The sequence below is a fragment of the Bacteroides sp. MSSM.1001136sp1_RTP21357st2_D2_RTP21359_211015 genome, from assembly GCF_040913205.1.
GTDB classification, from domain to species: Bacteria; Bacteroidota; Bacteroidia; order Bacteroidales; family Bacteroidaceae; genus Bacteroides; species Bacteroides ovatus.
In genome coordinates, this window is record NZ_JBDFVF010000002.1 from 313,382 (window position 1) to 330,195 (window position 16,814).

The window sequence follows — 16,814 nt, forward strand, 5'->3', positions numbered from 1 at the left end:
GTCTAAATAAAATTAGGAAATGACAGGAATAGTAAAAAAGATATTACTAAGTTCTGGGATAGCGTTCTCTGCCTTGGCAGGGAACGCACTACCACCGGAAGATTCTATAAAAGTAGTAAAAGGACAGGTAAGTGACTACTATATCCCGGTAGTAAATCAATACGAAATAACCGGAACGGTTGTAGATGAACAGGGTAATCCGCTTGAAGGGGCTACCGTTATATTTTTCTCGAGTCCGGTTCATTGTAACACGAACATAGAAGGCCGTTATACGTTGAAGGCTACTGATAACGATGTGCATCTTTATGCCTATTATCCGGGAAAATCTTTTGCCAATGTAAAACGTGCTGTTGACGACCGGCAAGTGAAAATCGTTATGCAATCAGGGAAGCATAAGTCTGTGCAGCGTCAGCCTGCTCAAGCTACAAGGTGGTATGACCCTGCGCATCCTGTCACTCGTACCTATTGTAATCCTATGAATATTAGTTATAACTATGAACCTTATAACAACAATGTTCAGTCTAACGGATCGTTCAGATCTTCTGCCGATCCGATGGGATTAACTTATAAAGATGAGTATTTCCTGTTTTCCACGAACCAAGGAGGCTTCCATTATTCGAAGAATCTAAGTGACTGGGAATTTGCTCCGGCCTCTTTCCAGCGTCGTCCTACGGATGACGATATGTGCGCTCCGGCAGCATTTGTAAGCGGAGATACGTTGTTCTATACCGGTTCTACTTATGAAGGATTGCCCGTATGGTATAGCACATCTCCCAAATCCGGGCGTTTCAAGCGTGCTATCGAACGTAATACGTTACCTTCATGGGACCCTTGCTTGTTTTTGGATGATGACGGTAAACTCTATCTTTATTACGGTTCGAGTAATGAGTACCCTCTTAAAGGCGTACAGGTCAGTCGTGATGATTTTCGTCCGGTCAGTAAGATTTATGATATCATGATGCTTCGTCCGGAAGAACATGGCTGGGAACGGTTTGGCATGAATAATGATGATGAAGTAACGTTGCGTCCGTTTACCGAAGGGGCTTATATGACGAAGCATAACGGAAAATATTATTTTCAGTACGGTGCTCCGGGAACGGAGTTCAAGGTATATGCCGACGGGGTATATGTCAGCGATTCGCCATTGGGGCCGTTCACTTACCAGCAGCATAATCCGATGAGCTATAAGCCCGGCGGATTTGTACAGGGAGTAGGACACAGTGGCACTTTTCAAGATTTGAAAGGGAATTACTGGCATGTGGGTACCTGTATGTTATCTCTCAAATATAAGTTTGAAAGGCGTATCGGATTATATCCTACGGCATTCGATCCGGATGGAGTGATGTACTCTACCACAGCATTCGGCGATTATCCTTGCTGGAATGCTGACTACGATATTAAAAATCCGGTTGACCGGTTTACCGGCTGGATGCTCCTTTCTTATGAGAAACCGGTAAAAGTATCCAGTACCGACAGCATCTATTCCTCTTCCAATCTTACCGATGAAAATATGCGTACGTATTGGGCTGCTAAAACCGGGGAACCGGGTGAGTGGATAGAAATTGATCTTGGCGCCATGAAACACATCAAGGCGATCCAACTCAACTACTATGACCATAAAAGTGTGCAGCATAATCGTGCAAACGATTTATACTATCAATATCGTATCTACTCCAGTGATAACGGGACAGACTGGACACTGGCGGTAGATAAAAGTGATAACGATAAAGATGTACCTCATGACTATATCGAATTGGGTGAGACGCTGGATGCCCGTTATCTGAAACTGGAAAACATTCATGTTCCATCCGGCAACTTTTGCCTTTCGGAATTCCGGGTGTTTGGTTTTGCTGATGGAGAGAAACCTCTGCCTGTACGAAACTTCAAGGTAGCACGTGACAAACAGGATAAGCGCAATGCGATGATTTCGTGGAATCCTTCATCCGATGCCTACGGCTATAATATTTATTATGGCATTGCTCCCGAAAAGCTATATAACTGCATCACCGTGAACGGTGCGGATCATTATGACTTCCGGGGACTTGACCTTGGTACGACTTACTACTTTGCCATTGAAGCTTTGAATGAATCGGGACGGTCGGCGTTGTCGAAAGTCGTGAAACAATAATTATTAATCAGAAGAAATACTTTATATGATGATGGAATGGACAAGAACCGGCATATTTATTACTCTACTCGTAGTGGTATGCGCATGTACACAAAAGAACAAGACAGTGACCGATGCGGAGCCTGATCGTCCCGAGGCATTTGCGAACGACGATGAACTACTCGACTATATTCAAAAGACGCATTTCAACTATATGTGGGAAGGTGCGGAAAAGACTTCCGGACTGGCCTGCGAACGTATACATCTTGATAACGTTTATCCACAACAGGACCAGGATGTAATTACGATTGGAGGTAGCGGATTTGGAATTGCCGGCTTGTTGGTGGCTATCGAACGAAACTTTATCAACCGGGAAGAAGGTGTAGCCCGGTTGACAAAGATTGTAGACTATCTGGCAAAAGCCGATCGTTTTCATGGAGTGTGGCCGCATTGGCTCCATGGTCCTACGGGCAAAGTGAAACCGTTCGGAACAAAAGATGACGGTGGCGACCTGGTAGAAAGTAGCTTCCTTATGCAAAGTCTGCTGTGTGTACGGCAATACGTAAAGGATGGCAACGAGAAAGAAAAAGCACTGGCAGCTAAAATAGACGAACTGTGGCACGGGATGGAATTCGACTGGTATCGCAACGGCGACCAGAATGTATTATACTGGCATTGGTCTCCTAACTATGGCTGGGAAATGAACTTCCCGCTCGAAGGCTATAATGAATGTCTGATTACCTATATCCTTGCAGCCTCATCCCCTACACATTCCGTTCCGGCAGCCTGTTACCATGAAGGGTGGGCGCGTAGCGGTGGCATCAAAAGCGCTTCCAAACCTTACGGTTACCCGCTCGAACTGAAGCATAATGGCGCAGAAGAGAAAGGCGGTCCCTTATTCTGGGCACACTACTCTTACATCGGCCTCGACCCGCGTAACTTGACCGATCAATATGCCAACTACTGGAATGTGGTACGCAATCATGCGATGAGTGATTATCAATATTGTGTCACTAATCCGAAAGGCTACAAAGGATATGGGCCTGATTGCTGGGGACTTACAGCGAGTTACTCCATAAATGGCTATTCAGCCCACATGCCCGACAATGATCTCGGTGTGATAACTCCTACTGCCGCTTTATCCTCTTTCCCTTACACACCGGAAGAGTCGATGGCCGCCTTGAAAGGTTTCTATAAACAAGGATCGTGGATTTGGGGGAAATATGGATTTTACGATGCATTCTCACCGAACGAAAAGTGGACTGTTCCGCATTATCTCGCCATCGACCAGTGTACGATTGCGCCAATGATAGAGAACCACCGTACAGGACTACTTTGGCGGTTATTTATGAGTTGTCCGGAAATTCAGGACGGACTGAAAAAGCTAGGTTTCACTTCTACAACAGCCGAATAAAAACAGAAGAAAGAATAATATAAATACAAAACAGAATATGAGAATAGGTAGATTTTTGCTAACTGCAGTGATTACGGCGTCTGCTGTCACTGCTATGGCTACACCGCAAGCCGATAAAGGTAAAATGGATCAGTTTATTGACAACCTGATGGGGAAGATGACTTTGCAGGAAAAGATCGGTCAGCTCAATCTTCCTGTGTCGGGTGAGATTGTCACCGGACAAGCTAAGAGCAGTGATGTGGCCGGGAAGATAAGGAAAGGTCAGGTCGGTGGTCTTTTCAATGTAAAAGGAGTGGAGAATATTCGGGAAGTCCAAAAGATTGCCGTAGAGCAGAGCCGTTTGAAAATTCCTTTGTTGTTTGGTATGGATGTCATCCACGGATATGAGACTGTTTTTCCTATTCCTTTGGCACTTTCCTGTAGTTGGGATATGGAGGCTATCAAAGAATCCGCCCGTATAGCGGCAAAAGAATCCAGTGCCGATGGTATTTGCTGGACTTTCAGTCCTATGGTCGATATTTGTCGCGATCCCCGCTGGGGACGTATGGCTGAAGGCGGAGGCGAAGATCCTTATTTAGGTTCGGAGATTTCGGCAGCCATGGTAAAAGGTTATCAAGGTGATGATCTGACAGATAAGAACACCATTATGGCTTGTGTGAAACACTTTGCCCTGTATGGTGCACCCGAAGCCGGCCGTGATTATAACACAGTAGACATGAGTCACCTAAGTATGTTCAACAATTATTTCCCTCCTTATAAAGCAGCTATTGATGCTGGTGTGGGTAGTGTGATGACTTCTTTCAATGTGGTTGACGGTATTCCTGCTACCGGCAACAAATGGCTGATGACCGATGTCTTGCGTGACCGTTGGGGATTTGATGGTTTTGTTGTGACAGACTACACAGCTATTTCCGAGATGATTGCTCACGGAATGGGAGATCTTCAACAGGTATCTGCCATGTCACTTAGTGCCGGAACCGATATGGATATGGTTGCAGACGGTTTCCTTACTACTTTGGAGAAATCTCTCAAAGAAGGGAAAGTGACAATGGCTGAAATAGACAAAGCCTGCCGTCGTATTCTTGAAGCGAAATACAAGCTCGGATTGTTTGATGATCCTTATAAATATTGTGATGCAAGCCGTGTGAAGAAAGACATCTTTACGGCAGAAAACCGTGCCGTAGCCCGTAAAATAGCTACTGAAACATTTGTGCTTTTGAAGAATGAAAACAACCTGCTTCCATTACAGCGTAAAGGCAAAATAGCTCTTGTTGGCCCGCTAGCCAATACAAAGGCCAATATGCCGGGTACATGGAGTGTGGCAGCTGCTTCTGACAAATACAATTCCCTGTATGAAAGCATGAAGCAATCATTGGCAGGTAAAGCGGAAGTGCTTTATGCCAAAGGTTCAAATCTGATGTATGATGCTCAAAGAGAGGCGGAAGCTACAATGTTCGGTCGTGAAATGCGTGATTCGCGTAGTGCGCAGGAGTTGCTTGATGAGGCTTTGAATGTCGCTTCCCAAGCAGATGTGATTGTGGCGGCAGTTGGTGAATCGTCTGAAATGAGTGGTGAATCCAGCAGCCGTACTAATCTTGAAATGCCGGATGCGCAGCGTGATCTTCTGACAGCATTGAAAAAGACAGGCAAACCGATTGTACTGGTCTATTTTGCAGGTCGCAGCACTGTGATGACTTGGGAACAGGAAAATTTCCCGGCTATACTGAATGTATGGTTCGGAGGCAGTGAAGCAGCCGACGCGATTTGTGATGTAGTATTCGGAGATGTTTCTCCGAGTGGAAAACTGACTACGACCTTCCCGAAGAACGTAGGACAAATTCCTTTGTATTACAACCATTTGAATACAGGTCGTCCTTTAGAGGCAGGAAAGTGGTTCAGTAAATTCCGTAGCAACTATCTTGATATAGACAATGATCCTCTTTATCCATTTGGATATGGATTGTCATACACCACATTCCGTTACGGTGATCTTCAACTTAGCAATAACTCAATGAATGAAAAGGGGAAGATAACCGCCTCTGTCACTGTCACCAATACGGGCAACTATGATGCTGACGAAATCGTACAAATGTATATCCGTGATATGGTAGGGAGTGTAGCACGTCCGGTGAAAGAATTGAAAGGCTTCGAACGTATCCATTTGAAGAAAGGGGAAAGCCGCACTGTCTCTTTCGATATCACAGCAGAACAACTGAAATTCTATAACAGTGCGCTGAATTGGGTATGTGAACCGGGAGAATTTGAAGTGATGGTTGGTGGAAATAGCCGCGATGTACAAACAAAGAAATTCAGTTTGTAATAGGTATGTATAAAATAACTGTGTCTTTTTTATTTGTTCTTAGTTTTTAGAGAGAGTGTAAAAAGCTTGTTGGATTATTAGTTTACTGTAGGGGCAACTGACATTGTCCCTACAGTATATAAATAGTCTGAAGTTCTGGAATACCAAGTGCTTTTATTACAACATTGTTAGATCTGATAGCCAATTAATCCAGTCGAAAGTAGAAGTCGCTTTCTTCCTCCTATTGACAGTAGGATCTTATAATTGCTTCATTTTTAGAAAATCCGCAAGATGCAAATGATGAATACCTTCCACATTACTTCCTTTATTGAACTCATCAAGACTGACGACATATTTAGGGTAATTATCCTGAATGTTCATTAAATTGCCAAATTCGCGTTCCCGGGTTTTCTCGTCGATGACTAAATAAGTAACCTGTACATATACCTTTTTTCCCTGCTTTATCCCAATGAAATCTATTTCTTGTTGTTCGTTCTGTCCGATATAAATCTCATATTGCAGTAAACTAAGATGTAGATACACAGCATTCTCTAGTAATTTGTGTATATCCCGTTGGAGATTGAACCCTATATGACAGTTTCTTAGTCCCAAATCTTCAAAGAAATATTTATCTCCGACCTCGAATTTCTTTAGCCCTTTAATATCAATACGTCCTATTTTGTTTATTAAATAGGCGTTGCAAAGTGCTTTCAGGTAGTTAATAACTTGGGTTGTAGATATATCGATACGTTGGGATTTCAAATATTTACTAATATTATTGGCGGAAAAGAGGCTGCCAATATTATCTGCGGTGTAGTGAGCTAATGTCTCAAGAAAATCGACATTGCGTATACCTTCTCTCTTCACTACGTCTTTTAATAGGATAGTGGCATATATATTCCTTAAATACTCAAATGCTAATTCATCAGTCAGTTGGAGTCGGGAAAGGTAAGGAAGTCCCCCGTATGTTAGATAAAGCATCAGGCTTTGATTATTGTCATCCAGTTGGTGAAATTCAAGAAATTCGGTATAACCGAGACTATGAATATGGAATTCGATGTAGCGTCCAGATAAATAGGTTGCTAATTCTCCGGATAACATCTTGGCATTACTTCCTGTTATGAAGATATCGCAACTATCTTTAGATTGTAGACTGCGGAGAACATTTTCGAATCCCTGGATATCCTGTATTTCGTCAATAAACAAATAATTGTTTTTATCCGGGGGCATTGTTCCTTTAAGATACTGAAACAAATCGGAGTCGTCATGAATCATTCGAAATTCTTCATGCTCCATGTTGATATAGATAATATTGGCTTCTGAATCGTCTCTTTTTATATCTTCCATTAACTGCATAAGGATACAGCTTTTCCCTACTCTTCGTTGCCCTGTAAGTACTTTAATGATTCCCTTTCCTATGAACGGACGAATACGCTCTGTATAAATAGGCCTATTGATAAGTTTCATCTTTTTATAAGTTATAGTTGATATGTAAAACAAATATAGCAATTTTATTAAGCATAACTTATAAAGATGCCGGTTTTATTTGTTTTATTAAGTATAACTTATAGCTCTATCCTAATTGATGAAAGAGAAATAAAAAAGAATGTGAGGTAGCTTAAATAGTAAGAGGCTGCCTCACATTGCTTTTAGCGATTATCCTGGATTTATTTATTGTATCTCCGTCACGTCCACCAACCGGAATACTATACACGGCAAAATGCTTGGGAGTCGCAACGATACCTTCGACAGATACTAACAGTACGATTTTGAGTCTAAACTTAATTCCTATTTGGGCGAGAGCGACGGTGATTTATAGACTAATTTCCGATGGTTGTTAGTCAAAAATGCGATGATTGGGTAATTCATCATATCAAAATCATTCAGATGACAAACAGGTTCTCGAAAAAAAAGTTATCTTTGCCAACGAAAAAGATCTGTGTTATTTTTGAGTATGAGTACAAGGAAAGAATCAGTATTGCAAGCATTAGACTTGGCTGGATATAAACATAATCTGTATTCAGTCAAAGATTCTTATGCGGACAAGCTGCTGGAATACTACAGAATGCAAGCAAATAGAGTCAATGCTGATTATTTTTATTGTTTCAATAATTTGATAGAAAATCGACCTGTTCCATATATCTATATATACGATAGGCACGAGTGCAATAATAAAGATACTATTAATTTGGTAGAGATAAACAAGCAATTGTGGACTCTAGGGGAAATCGCATTAGCAGTTATTATATATGAAGATGGTTTCAAAATATTAGATACAAGAAATCCAATAAAAAGCGTCAAAAAGAAACCGGAACCTTCTTTCTTGGACGGAATATCAGTAATTCGGGAAATCGACTCATGCCTCAAAAAACGAATTTTTGAAGGTCGTATATTAGAGGAATCTCCTGCAGACTATATTAGTGTATCTCCTTATCAGAAACTTTTAGATCATATAGAGAAATATGTATTAAACAAAAATAAGCAGATCGGTTGTGAGTTGGAGCTTCTGAAGAAACTTCTTGTTAAATTCATCCTGATAAAATATCTGGAAGAACAGGTAGATCATAATGGTAACAGTGTTTTTGATTCCGGATTCTTCAAAAAATTCATAGTTGACAAAGAAAGCAATACTACTCTTTTTGATAAAGAATATACATTCTGTGATGTGCTTAGGGGGAATGATATTGTTGGGCTTCTATCAGCTCTTAATGTCAAGTTCAATGGAGGAATATTCAAAATATCTCCAAAGGAGGAAATGGAAATTAAGGCAATCGATTTTCATATTATAGCCGATGCTCTTGATGGAAACAAGGATTTTGATGGACAGATATCTATTTGGCGCTACTATGACTTCAATTTATTACCTATTGAGTTTATTAGTCGGTTATACGAACGTTTTGTCACATCTGTTGACGGAAAGCAGAAGAGTACCGGAGCGTTTTATACTCCTCCTCATTTGGCACGATTGCTAATTGATGAATTACTTCCTTTTAATAAAGAAATTGATTTCGAGAATTTCAAAATTCTGGATCCTTCGTGTGGCTCGGGTATTTTTTTGGTTTTGGCATACAAAAGATTAATAACCTTATGGATGCTGAACAATAATAAGCAGATTATAGAAGGGGAGGAAGATATAAAGGAAATAAAAAAAATATTGTCCAAATGTATTTATGGCGTTGATATAAACAAAGATGCACTGTCTATAACTGCTACTTCTTTGCAAATAGAACTGTCGAGCCATATCCGTCCAAAAGAAATTTGGGAGAAACTGACTTTTGATAATTTAGTGGAGCATGGTAATCTTGTTAATCAAGGTTTCTTCAAATGGTATAAAAGAACGTCTTTGCGATTTGATATTATAGCAGGGAATCCCCCTTTTAATATTTCGAAAAAAGAGCAATTAAAGAACATAGAGGCTGGAATAGATGATGAATTCTTTTCAGAAAAATATAATGACTACGTTGGAAAGCTATGCCCATTTCCCAACAAGAATCCGGCTCTGATATTTTTATATCGGTGTTTGAATAATCTTTTACTTGAGAATGAAGGCGTGGTATTTATGATCATGCCCTCATCCACTTTCTTATATATGCCTTCTTCTATCCGATATAGAAAAAGTCTGATCCATTATTGGAATATTGAAAAAATATATGATTTTACTCCTTTAATGGACCGTTTATGGGGGAACATAAATATAGCAACCATTGCTGTTAAGATATCTAATGGATGTTTCGTCCGTAACTCTGTCATCGAGCATATTGTCATCCGTAACTCATCCGCCAACGAGAAAGGAGCTATTCGTTTTCAGATTGATCAATATGATAGGTATCGCGTTCCTGTTGATGTGGCATTTTCCAAAGATTATACTTGGAAAACAAACTTGCTCGGTGGAGGATATTTAAAACAACTGATGGAGAAATATGAGATTCAATATCCTAAAATAGCACAAATTTTTAAGGGAAAAGGAAACGGGGGCGGTTATCAAAGGGATAAATCGACTATTGATGATATAAAATTAAGGGAAGAAGGCAAAAGAGTTGTTGACTTGAATGGGAGGAGAGTGATGGATTCTAAACTCTTTAACTGTGATATTTATACAGATGGGATGACTAAAATCATATCAAAAAAAGATTGGGTGAGGATTCCCGAATATATAAGTACCCCTCCAAATGTTCTACTGCGTTTGAACTTAAATCTTAATCTGCCTATTATTTATAATGAGCAGAATATACTATTTCCAAAAGGAATATTAGGTTTGAAAGATGAAAGTGAAGAATTAATGAAGAAATTTGTGTCTGTATTTAAGGAAAACAGATGGTTATATGCTTTTTTAATAAAGGTTATGTCGGCGAAAGCATTTGTGCAACAGAGTGATGCATATACCGTTGATGCGCAGGATATCTTAAGGTTACCGATAAATACGGATGAAAAAGGTTATCCTGTTTCCTTTGGACGGATGGATCGTTTGGATTGCATGATAATAGAAGACACTATGCTTTTGGCTAATAATCTGAATAATTCCGATCCGGTTATATTTAAAGGAATTGATGCCGGACTATTGGACAAATACTGTGATGTGTTTTGTGATATTCTTAATCGTACATACGGAAAAGAGGGATACGGATTTAAATCTGTTCGTCAAATTATTACTGACGATTATGTTTGGGTTACTTTTGAACATACAAACCAGTCTGCTGTGACTGTAGAAAATGATGTTACAGGACGTAATGAAACTATATTGTCGGAAATCTTGTATGATAATATTTCCAATAATGCATTAACAATAAATAGAATTATCACATACTATAAAATAGACAATCAAATAAATTTTATCAAACCGAATAAACTTAAATATTGGATGCGTACCATTGCTTACCGGGATGCGGAAAATGTTAAAAGCGACATGTTTAAAAACGGATATTAAAAGCTATGCATTTTGACCATATAGATTATTCAAATAAATATATACAAGAGATTCTTTATATCATCCGGCTGGGTATCCAGAAACGGAATAAGTTGTGCAGGAATAAGCGTGAAGTGTTGAATACTCAATCATTAGTAGACACGTTCAATATGATTGGCGTTACTATGTGTGAAACTTTGATTGGGGCTCAGAAGGAACACGAACGCGAAGACGGCAGAGGGAAGGAAGATATCTATTTCTATCTGAATGACGACAGTTATACACGTATATTCTTTGCAGAGGCTAAAAGATTGCCGAAGTATAAAACGGAAAGTGAAGAAGAATATGTGGTTGGTAAAAGTTCAACGAACAATCCTTCAGGTGGCATTGAACGCTATAAACTAGGGATACATGGCAATAAGAATTTGCGAAACAACGGAATGCTTGCATATATTGAAAATAAGTCTGTCAAGGAGTGGCTTCAGATTGTTAATAATAAGATAACGAAAGAATTTCCACAGGATTCCCCATTGATTTTAACAGATAATACGAATGAATATACATCTGTACATACTTATGTAAATCATGAAGGAGTTTTTACAATGTATCACTTTTGGATTGATTTGAGCTTGACCAGGTAAATCATGCGTCTGGCTCCGTCTACAATGATATCTTCTCCGAAGAGGCTGTAGTTTGTTACATTTACTGTTTACCTGCTTTTCTGATTGTGCGAAAATAGAAAAAGCAGGCAACAGGAGGAAGAAAGCGAATAGGCAGAAAGCCGGAAACCGGTTTATGGCTTTTCGTTGGCTCGCAAACCGAAGACTTTTCCTGTCGTCTGTCTGACAGCTACTTTCCATACTTTTACATTGCGCACGGCAGGATCGGAATAGTTGAACTCACTATCCGTGTAATGACGCATGATAATATCCAATGCACGGCGTTTTTCGTTTATCTCTTCGATGAATTCTACTTGCCCCCGACACATCGCGCTTTCCGAACGCATACTGTAACTGCAGGCTACCTTTTCGTGTTGGTAGACAAGTTTATGTCCAACGCTGAAAGTGATGCATACATTATTATTATGTTCCAGCATCTCCAACTTGCTGCCTTCAGGACCCGAATGAAGATATATGATGCCATTCTCATAACCGAAGTTCATCGGAACTACGTAGGGATTACCTTCCAAATCAGTAATGCCTACAAAACAGGCATCGCAATGGAGGATAATAGACTCGATTTGTTGTTTGTCTTCGATAATAAGGGTTTTCATGGTGATGTTGTAGTTTTCATGGTTTTACCACAGAGGACGCAGAGGACACAGAGTCTTCAAATTAATTTTCCTCTGCGTACTCCGTGTCCTCTGTGGTGAATATTACTTTTCTATTAATTCAAAATCCAATTGTTTCTTTTCCAGATTGGCACGAGCTACCCGAACAGTAATAGCGTCTCCCAAACTGTATATTTTGTTTTTGCGGCGTCCACGAAGACAATAGTTCTTCTCGTCGAATTCGTAGTAGTCATCATCCAGATCACGAACAGGGACCAGACCTTCACATTTGTTTTCGTTCAGTTCTACATAAAGTCCCCACTCGGTTACGCCGGAGATTACACCGTCGTAAATCTGCCCCAGACGTTCGCTCATAAATTCCACCTGTTTATATTTGATGGAAGCACGCTCGGCATTGGCTGCAATTTGTTCCATGTTCGAGCTGTGGTCGCAGAGGTCTTCGTACTTGGCTTCGGATACGCTACGTCCTCCGTCCATATACTTCGTCACCAAACGGTGTACCATCATGTCCGGGAAACGGCGGATGGGAGAAGTAAAGTGAGTGTAATATTCGAAAGCTAGTCCGTAGTGACCGATGTTATGGGTTGAGTAACGTGCTTTCTGCATGGCGCGGATGGATACGGTTTCTATCAGGTTCTCTTCTTTCTTTCCGTGTATGTCGTCCAATAAATGGTTGATGGATTTTGAAATATCAGTCTTCGTTCCGCTTGTACGCACTTTGTAGCCGAAGCGGGCGATGAACTGTGACAAGTTCTCCAACTTCTCCGGATCGGGCAGGTCGTGGATACGGTAAGGAAGCACTTTGGCTTTCTTGTTCTTCGGCACACATCCTATCTTTTCTGCTACGGTCTTGTTAGCGAGCAACATGAATTCTTCCACCAGTTTATTGGCATCTTTTGACTCTTTGAAGTAAACGCTGATTGGTTTTCCTTTTTCGTCAATTTCGAACTTCACTTCGTAGCGGTCGAAGTTGATGGCTCCTGCAGAGAAGCGTTTTTCGCGCAGTGCTTTGGCAATCGTATCTAATGTGAGTACTTCTTCTTTGAAGTCTCCTTCTTTTGTTTCTATGATTTGTTGTGCCTCCTCGTAGGTGAAGCGACGGTCGGAGTTGATAACCGTATGTACGATACGTGAGTCTCTGACTTCTCCTTTTTCCGTAATATCGAAGATAACGGAGAAAGCTAGTTTTTCTTCGTTCGGGCGGAGTGAACAAATGAAGTTACACAGCCGTTCGGGAAGCATCGGGATGGTACGGTCTACCAGATAAACGGAAGTTGCCCGCTTTTCTGCTTCCTTGTCGATGATGCTGCCTTCTTTTACGTAATGTGTCACGTCGGCAATGTGTACACCTACTTCCCACAATCCGTCCTTTAGCTTGCGGATGGAAAGTGCGTCGTCAAAATCTTTGGCGTCTTTCGGGTCGATGGTGAAAGTTGTTACTTTACGAAAATCTTCGCGTTTGGCAATCTCTTCTGCTGAAATTTCGGCAGGAATCTTATCCGCTGCTGTCTCTACTGCTTTCGGATATACATACGGCAGACCGAACTCCGCAAGAATTGCGTGCATCTCTGTGGTATTGTCGCCAGCCTGACCTAATATATCTATTACTTGTCCGATAGGATTCTTTGCTTTGTCCGGCCATTCGGTTACTTTCACAATGGCTTTATCTCCGGTCTTTCCGCCTTTCAGCTTATCTTTCGGGATGAAGATATCATTGGCTAATGTACGATTCTCTGTCACCAGAAATGCGTATGACTTAGCTACTTCCAGTGTGCCGACGAAAGTATCGTTTGCACGCTCCAGTATTTCTATCACTTCTCCTTCTGCCTCTCTGTTTTTCCGTTTGGCATAGAAGGTGATCTTTACTTTGTCATTGTTCATGGCATGTGCCGAATTGCGTTCGGCTACAAATATCGGCTCGCCTCCTCCTTCAGGAATAAAGGAATTCTTGCCATTGCTTTTCCGTTGGAAAGTGCCTACCATCTCTGTTCCATGATTGGTGAGACGGAATTTTCCTTTTTCTATTTCAGAAATATAATCGTCAGCTAAAAGGTCATGTAATATATCGACGCATAACATTTTTTGCGGATGGGTAGTGAGACGCAGTTCTGAAAAAATATATTTCATACTTAAGGTCTCGCTGGATTTGGCATGGAAAAAGTCTATTAATAACGCTGCCAGCTCTTTCTTACTCATTCTCTTGCCGGCCTTTTTCTCTTTCTTTTCTTTCTTTTTTGCCATAATGTAGTCTTTTAAAATATCTAGTTACAAAGATATATAATAAAATGGAAGAACATTCAGAATTTGTTTTATTTCGTGATATTGGATATCGACTAATTATATGTTTGAGTGAGTTGATAACTAGGTGTAAAAAGATATATTAAAAGGGAGGCATATCTCCCGACATACTTCCCTTATCTTTAAGAGAGAATTTATTAATTCTGTAATGAACTAATTGATAAATGTTTATCTACAATATAGTTAATCTTTTACGCAACGTACTGAAAGGCCACGTTTTACTTGTATTCCTCCTTTATCAGAAGAATAACCTAACCCATAACTCATATTACTGAAATATACAGTTCCTGCTCCATAAGTAGCTTGGTCTGTGCTCCAAAAGTCTGTTCTACTCTGTGACTTAGGCGTTTCAAAACTTCCGCTCTGATAACATTGTCCGGCAGGTATAACATTAAAGCCATAGGTGTCACGTGGACCTTTAGCGAGATCAGGATTTTCATCTATCATGCCGGATTCTCCCCAACCGTCAGCATCCAGTTTTCCTGTCAATGCTGACCAGACGTTTTTACAGTCTTTATCGGAGTATTTATTTCCTTCATCATCTGTCCATACATTACCTTCAACTGGTGCTAATTCATCTGCAACAAAACTTTCTAGTTTTTTCCACTCTGCTTTGCTGGGTAGATGCCATCCGTTAGGACAGATTCCTTGAATGCCACTTGGTATGGCATCCGCATTTCCACCGGTTGCGTTCTTTTGGTTCATAGCGGCATACCAATTATACAAGACTCCGTATGTCTTGTATTCTTTCGTAGCTTTAGCTGCATTTACATCTTTGCCATCATAGTTGAAAACAAAATAGAGCGGATCTCCATCACTGGTAGCGGCATCTTCCGGTTTGCTAACTGATGGTAAATAAGCCAAGTTCTCTGCCATCCATATTTGTTCACCAATTGTAACAATTTTGTATTCATGATTATCCCGTGGGTCAATCATCTTTCCTTCTTCCGGTTCTGGGGTTGGTTCGGTCTTTTTTAGTGTGACATTTACTTCACTTGTCGCCATGGCACCTTGATTGCCTTTGACGGTCAGTTCAATTTTTAGTGCTCCTACGGCTTGACTGGCTTCGAATGTGTATTCATAACTAAATGGAACAGAAGTTACTTCTGAAATTTGTTTGTCTCCGATTTTAAGAGTAACATTCGATATTTGACCAATGTCAACAGTTGCTTCTCCTTTGATTGTCATCTTTTCAGCTATGTCTATCATTGCCCCTTCGGTAGGAGAAGATATGGCACATGTTACATGTTGTTCTGGAGCGGGATCATTGTTGTCGTCACCACAAGCAATTAGTCCTAAGACTGCGAATAAAAAGAATCCAAATTTTTTCATAAATGTATTTATATTTAGTGAGTAATAATATAATCGTTAATCTTTGATGCAACGGACAGGAAGACCTACTCCCGGATTGAATTCTGCATTGGTTACAAATGTGTGGAGGTCTGACCATAAACGTACGGTGATACCGAATTCAGGTCCCATTTGTACTCCAGCTGTCGAACTCCACCAGCCGGCACTGTAGCAGGAATGCATCCAGTCTTCGTCACCTGCACATGCACGGAATCCGATGGGTAGACCGTTGAATAAGGTTGCATTATTCTTTTCCATTTCTACGCCAACCCAAGTTGGTTGAGGTTCTATTTCTGTATATTCCGGCAGCATCCACATTGTTGTTGAAGCTAAAGCTTTTGCTATTGCTGTTTCGTCTACCTGACCATCATTCATGATAGCGGCCATGCCGGAGTCTAAAACATATTTAGATAATGTCTGCCATTCTTTTTGTGAAGGAATATGCCATCCGTCAGGACAAACACCTTTTATATTCCGTGTTTCATCTTCTCCTAATGCTGTTTCACCTTGAAGTGCTGCAGGTAAGTTATAGTAGGCTCCATAAGCTTTTAAATAAGCTTTTCCCAAGTCTGTTTTGATATCACTGTCGAACATAACATAATATTTGGGCGCTGTTGAAGATATATCAAAATTCTGTTCCGGTAAATAACGTAAATTCTCTGCCATCCAGATTTGTTCTGCAAGTTGTATCGTCTTGTATACATTTCCATCACGTGTATCTGTGAGGTCTTCTCCATATTGAGGTGGTGCAGGCCTGTCACCGAGTTCTGTTGTGACAGTAATAGTTGCCAAAGCACTGCCTTCATGATCTCCTTTGACTGCTAATTCAATTTTCAACTCTCCTGGTTCAGCTTCCTTGGGGAAAGTATATTCATAATAGAATGGAACCGAACTTATGTCGGTAATAACTTCTCCTCCTACTTTAAGTTCAGCGGAGATAATTTTACCATAGTTAGTCGTTCCTTCTCCTCTGATAATCAGTTTGTCTGATATTATAACGGTTTCTCCGTTAGTCGGCATAAATATCTCACAGCTTACCTGTTGGTCTGGAAGTATTTCTCCTCCTCCGCCTGCGGTGCTGTTGTCATCTTTACAGCTTGCACCAAGTAATCCTAATGCCACGATAAAGCTAGTTAATAGTATCTTTTTCAT

Annotated in this window: 10 protein-coding genes; 5 read left to right on the forward strand and 5 right to left on the reverse strand. The window is 40.5% G+C overall.

Annotated features, from left to right (window positions below):
* The first annotated feature begins 19 nt into the window (after positions 1-19).
* The 3 genes from AB5217_RS02975 to bglX are packed head-to-tail and all read left to right on the forward strand — an operon-like array spanning position 20 to position 5,841.
* Positions 20-2,128, forward strand: a complete 2,109-nt coding sequence (locus AB5217_RS02975) for a family 43 glycosylhydrolase (protein ID WP_032845581.1) — start codon at positions 20-22, stop codon at positions 2,126-2,128.
* A gap of 28 nt (positions 2,129-2,156) precedes the next feature.
* A complete protein-coding gene (locus AB5217_RS02980; protein WP_004324055.1) occupies positions 2,157-3,521 on the forward strand; it encodes a glucoamylase family protein in 1,365 nt (454 codons plus the stop codon).
* 37 nt (positions 3,522-3,558) lie between these two features.
* Positions 3,559-5,841 (forward strand): beta-glucosidase BglX, encoded by a 2,283-nt coding sequence (gene bglX, locus AB5217_RS02985; RefSeq protein WP_070782690.1) that lies wholly within the window; start codon positions 3,559-3,561, stop codon positions 5,839-5,841.
* A 237-nt stretch (positions 5,842-6,078) separates the two neighbouring features.
* Here the strand turns inward: bglX and AB5217_RS02990 are convergent, their stop codons facing one another.
* The gene (locus tag AB5217_RS02990) at positions 6,079-7,287 is read right to left on the reverse strand and encodes an ATP-binding protein (RefSeq protein ID WP_032845584.1); all 1,209 of its coding nucleotides are present in this window, start codon (positions 7,285-7,287) and stop codon (positions 6,079-6,081) included.
* A gap of 487 nt (positions 7,288-7,774) precedes the next feature.
* On the opposite strand from AB5217_RS02990, the gene AB5217_RS02995 reads away from it, so the two are divergent.
* Positions 7,775-10,744 carry a class I SAM-dependent DNA methyltransferase gene (locus tag AB5217_RS02995; RefSeq protein ID WP_032845586.1) on the forward strand — a complete coding sequence of 990 codons (2,970 nt, stop codon included), beginning with the start codon at positions 7,775-7,777 and terminating at the stop codon, positions 10,742-10,744.
* 5 nt (positions 10,745-10,749) lie between these two features.
* Positions 10,750-11,364 (forward strand): hypothetical protein, encoded by a 615-nt coding sequence (locus AB5217_RS03000; RefSeq protein ID WP_032845588.1) that lies wholly within the window; start codon positions 10,750-10,752, stop codon positions 11,362-11,364.
* A gap of 152 nt (positions 11,365-11,516) precedes the next feature.
* Here AB5217_RS03000 and AB5217_RS03005 read toward each other — a convergent pair whose 3' ends face one another.
* From AB5217_RS03005 to AB5217_RS03020, 4 genes are all read right to left on the reverse strand, one after another.
* Complete coding sequence (locus AB5217_RS03005) at positions 11,517-11,996, reverse strand: pyridoxamine 5'-phosphate oxidase family protein (protein ID WP_032845589.1); 480 nt, start codon at positions 11,994-11,996, stop codon at positions 11,517-11,519.
* Between the two features lie 102 nt (positions 11,997-12,098).
* Positions 12,099-14,255, reverse strand: coding sequence for a ribonuclease R (gene rnr, locus AB5217_RS03010; protein WP_004298552.1), 2,157 nt, complete (start codon positions 14,253-14,255; stop codon positions 12,099-12,101).
* Between the two features lie 240 nt (positions 14,256-14,495).
* Complete coding sequence (locus tag AB5217_RS03015; protein WP_032845590.1) at positions 14,496-15,644, reverse strand: FISUMP domain-containing protein; 1,149 nt, start codon at positions 15,642-15,644, stop codon at positions 14,496-14,498.
* Positions 15,645-15,680: 36 nt separating this feature from the next.
* Complete coding sequence (locus tag AB5217_RS03020) at positions 15,681-16,814, reverse strand: fibrobacter succinogenes major paralogous domain-containing protein (RefSeq protein ID WP_004298550.1); 1,134 nt, start codon at positions 16,812-16,814, stop codon at positions 15,681-15,683.